We start from the raw sequence: 3,684 nt of genomic DNA on the forward strand, positions 1-3,684 counted from the left end.
CGTAGGAGGCGAGGGTGTGCTCGGGGCGGGTGCGGGGCGGGCTCGGTGCTGCGCTGCGCGAGGAAGAGCGCCGAGCCGACGACGGTCGTGCCGGCAGCGGCGAGCAGCGCCCCCGGCGGGCCGAGCAGAGCGACGCACGCCGCCACGAGCAGCGGCCCGGTGACGAAGATGCCCTCCTCGATGACCGCCTCGAGCGCGAGCGCGGTCTCCAGCCGCGGGTCGCCGTCGAGCAGACGCCCCCAGCGCGCCCGGGCGAGCGCGCCGACCTGCGGTGCCGTCGCACCGACGAGGGCGGCGACCCCGACGAGGACGCCGCCCGCGGCACCGGCCCGGGTCGCGACGACAAGGGTGCCGAGCAGGGCCGCGTTGACGAGCGCCTGCTGGCCGAGGACACGGGTCTGCCCGAGCCGGTCGACGAGGCGGCCGAGCGGCGGGGAGCCCGCCGCCTGGCCGAGCGCGGTGGCGCCGGAGACGAGGCCGGCCAGGGTGAACGACCGGCCCGAGGTCGAGACGAGGAGCAGCGCGCCGAGGCTGATCATCGCCATCGGCAGCCGGGCGAGCGTCGCCGCCGCGCAGAACGCGGCGGCCCCGGGGACGCGCAGGACGTCGAGGTAGGGGTTCGTGCGCGCGGTCCGGTCCGGCGCGGTCACGTGACCTCGCCGTCGACGTAGAACCAGCGCTCGCCGCGGCGGGTGAACCGGCTGCGCTCGTGCATCCGGTGCACCCGGCCGTCGGAGCCCCGGTACGTCGCGACGAACTCGACGTGGGCGACGGGGCGGCCCTGCTCGACACCGTCGTCCCCGGCGTCGAGCACCTGCAGGCCGAGCCACGTCGGGCCGCCGTCGAGGTCGGGCCCGGCGGGCCGGGTCAGCGGGTCCCAGGTCGCGCTCACGTGGGCGACGTCGCCGCGGACGTACGCGCTGTACCGGGAGCGCATGAGGCTCTCGGCGTCCGGGGCGGGCGGTGCACCGGGCCCCGTCCAGCGCCCGCAGCAGCGGGCGAACGTCAGCGCTCCGAAGGACCCGCCCCGGCCGCAGGGGCAGGGGGCGTCGTCGTCCCGGGGGGCCGCGGTGTCCACGCGGCCAGGGTAGGGGGCGGGTCGTCAGGTGTTCGTCCGCGTGTCATCGCGGCCTCGCCACGCGCACCGGTCGCGTTCGCCCGGCGCCGGTTCGGTGGTCCACGGCGCGCGGGCACGGGGCCGGCGGCCACGAGGAGGACGTCGTGCCCACCCGCCGTGCAGCACTCGCCGGCTTCGCCGGTGCCGTCGTGTCCGCCCCGCTGGCCGGGGGGCTCGCGACGTCCGCGTCCGCCGTCGTCGTCGCCCCGGTCCCCGCGCAGGCGCCGACCCGGGCCGCGGGCGCCGGCGGGTCCCGCCGCCGGCCGCTCGTCGTCGGGCACCGCGGGGCCTCCGGCTACCGCCCCGAGCACACCCTCGCCTCCTACGAGCTCGCCGCCCGGATGGGTGCGGACGTCATGGAGCCCGACCTCGTCGCGACGAAGGACGGCGTCCTCGTCTGCCGGCACGAGCCGGAGATCGGCGGCACGACGGACGTCGCGGACCGGCCGGAGTTCGCCGACCGGCGCCGGACCGTCGTCCTCGACGGGGTGACGGTGACCGGCTGGTGGACGCAGGACCTCACCCTCGCCGAGCTGAAGACGTTGCGCGCCAAGGAGCGCATCCCGCAGGTCCGCCAGGAGAACACGATGTACGACGGGCTCTTCGAGGTGCCGACGTTCGTCGAGCTCCTCGAGCTGCGCCGCCGGCTCTCCCGCGAGCTCGACCGCGAGCTGGCCGTCTACCCCGAGACGAAGCACCCGACGTACCACCGGGCGATCGGGCTGCCCCTGGAGGAGACGCTGCTCGCGACGCTGCGCCGCTACGGCCTCAACCGTGCCGACGCGCCGGTGCTCGTCCAGTCGTTCGAGGTGTCGAACCTGGAGTCGTTGCGGCGCATGGGGTTGCGCACCCGGGTCACCCAGCTGCTCAGCGCGTCCGGCGCGCCGTACGACACCGTCGCCCGCGGTTCCGGCCCGACCTACGCCGAGCTCGCGTCACCGGCCGGGCTGCGCGGCGTCGCCCGCTACGCCGACGGGATCGGCCCCGACAAGAGCCAGGTCATCCCGCGCCGCGCGGACGGCACCCTGGGGACGCCGAGCGCGCTCGTCGACGACGCGCACGCCGCCGGCCTGTTCGTGCACCCCTACACGTTCCGGGCGGAGAACACCTTCCTGCCGGCCGACTTCCGGCGCGGTGACGTGCTGCCCGACTTCGGCCGGGGCGTCGACGAGCAGGTCACCTTCCTGCGGGCCGGCATCGACGGGCTGTTCGCCGACCAGCCCGACGTCGCCGTCCTCGCCCGGGCGCTCGCGACGGTCTGATCCCGGCGCACGACGAGGCCCCGCAGCGTCGCACCGGGATCGCCGGTACGTGCTGCGGGGCCTCGGCCGTGCTGGTGGTGCTGGTGGTGCTGGTGGTGCTGGTGGGCGGTCAGGCGCCGGGCCCGCCGCGGGCCTCCTTCGCCGCCGCCGCCAGCCCGCCCCCGAGGAGCGCGAGCCCGGCGGCGACGAGCAGGACGAGCAGGACGGCGCCGCCGTCGACGGTCACGTCGGTGACCGCGGCGACCAACACGGTGGCGGCGACCGCGAGGAGGACGAGCGCGAAGACGATCGTCCGGACCCGGGGGGTCCGGCGGCCGGCGGGCGCCGCGGTGGTGGGCGTGAGGACCGCCGTCACCCCGGCCTCGTCGCCGTAGCCCGTGGGCCGGGCGTCGAGGAGCCGCTGCGACTCCGGGTCGAGCGGCCGCGGGGCGGTGACCCCGCCGATCGGGCCGTACGTCGGGGCGGCCGGGGCGGCCGGGGCCGCCGGGGAACCGGGCAGGTCGAGCCCGCCCGTGCCGGGCTCGTTCGGGGTCGTGCTCATCGCAGTGCCTCCGTGCTCGTGACCGTGCTCGTGGTGGGGGTGGTCCGGCCGAGGGCGACGTCCATGCCCTGGGTGACGACGAGGACCTCGCCGAGGCCGACCTTCGCGTGGACGACGGCGGTGACCTCGCCGGTGCCGACGACGAACTGCCGGTTCTGACCGGGGCCGCCGCTCTGCGTGGTGTCCGTGACCCGGTCGTTGATCGCGCCGAGCCCGACCTGGGCGTCGACCCGGGTCGCGGTGCCCGTCGGGACGACGATGACGACCCGGCCGGCGCCGACCGAGACGGACAGCTCGACGGGGTCGGCCGCCGTGGCGCCGGACCGCATCGCGGGGTCGGTGAGGTCGACGCGCATGTCGCCCGCGCCGCGGTCGAGCCCGGCCTCGGCGGCCGCGACCGACGTCGGCCTCCAGTTGACGTCGCCGGCCCGGGTGTCGACGTTGCCGATCGCGACGGCGTTCACCGCGACGATCGCGACGAACCAGGCGATCGGGGCGAGGCCTCCGGACCGCCGTCCGGACAGGCCCGCCGCGAGGATGCCGAGCGCGATGATGCCGAGGACCACCGCGGTGCCGACCGCGAACGGCATCGGGATGTCGGCACCGGCCCGGTCGAGGATCGCGACGGTGGCGCCGCCGACGAGCGCCGCACCGAGGGTGGCGCGGGTCAGGCCGTGAGAGGGCCGGGTGAGGTCCGGCGCCACGGCGGCCGACCCCGTCGAGCTGTCCGTCTCGGTCGGCGCCGGCCGGGTCGTCATCGTCGT

Annotated in this window: 4 protein-coding genes and 1 pseudogene; 1 reads left to right on the top strand and 4 read right to left on the bottom strand. The window is 77.1% G+C overall.

Features of this window, described 5'->3' with window-relative positions:
• Positions 1–650 (bottom strand): MFS transporter (locus tag ECOMGDLI_RS02575; protein ID WP_143447472.1); only part of this gene is annotated, 650 nt, incomplete at its 3' end.
• Complete coding sequence (locus tag ECOMGDLI_RS02580; protein WP_088313295.1) at positions 647–1,078, bottom strand: YchJ family protein; 432 nt, start codon at positions 1,076–1,078, stop codon at positions 647–649. The genes ECOMGDLI_RS02575 and ECOMGDLI_RS02580, both read right to left, overlap by 4 nt.
• 143 nt (positions 1,079–1,221) lie before the next feature.
• On the opposite strand from ECOMGDLI_RS02580, the gene ECOMGDLI_RS02585 reads away from it, so the two are divergent.
• Positions 1,222–2,379, top strand: a complete 1,158-nt coding sequence (locus tag ECOMGDLI_RS02585; protein WP_198954478.1) for a glycerophosphodiester phosphodiesterase — start codon at positions 1,222–1,224, stop codon at positions 2,377–2,379.
• Between the two features lie 109 nt (positions 2,380–2,488).
• Here ECOMGDLI_RS02585 and ECOMGDLI_RS02590 read toward each other — a convergent pair whose 3' ends face one another.
• Positions 2,489–2,920, bottom strand: coding sequence for a hypothetical protein (locus ECOMGDLI_RS02590; protein WP_088313297.1), 432 nt, complete (start codon positions 2,918–2,920; stop codon positions 2,489–2,491).
• A pseudogene (locus ECOMGDLI_RS02595) lies at positions 2,917–3,684 on the bottom strand (hypothetical protein); the annotation flags it as partial. The gene ECOMGDLI_RS02590 and the pseudogene ECOMGDLI_RS02595, both read right to left, overlap by 4 nt.

The organism is Kineosporia sp. R_H_3 (genome assembly GCF_002198675.1).
Lineage (GTDB): Bacteria > Actinomycetota > Actinomycetes > Actinomycetales > Kineosporiaceae > R-H-3.

Coding starts and splice junctions, on each gene's coding strand:
- ECOMGDLI_RS02590 (WP_088313297.1), bottom strand. CDS start 2,920: ATGAGCACGACCCCGAACGAGCCCGGCACGGGCGGGCTCGACCTGCCC.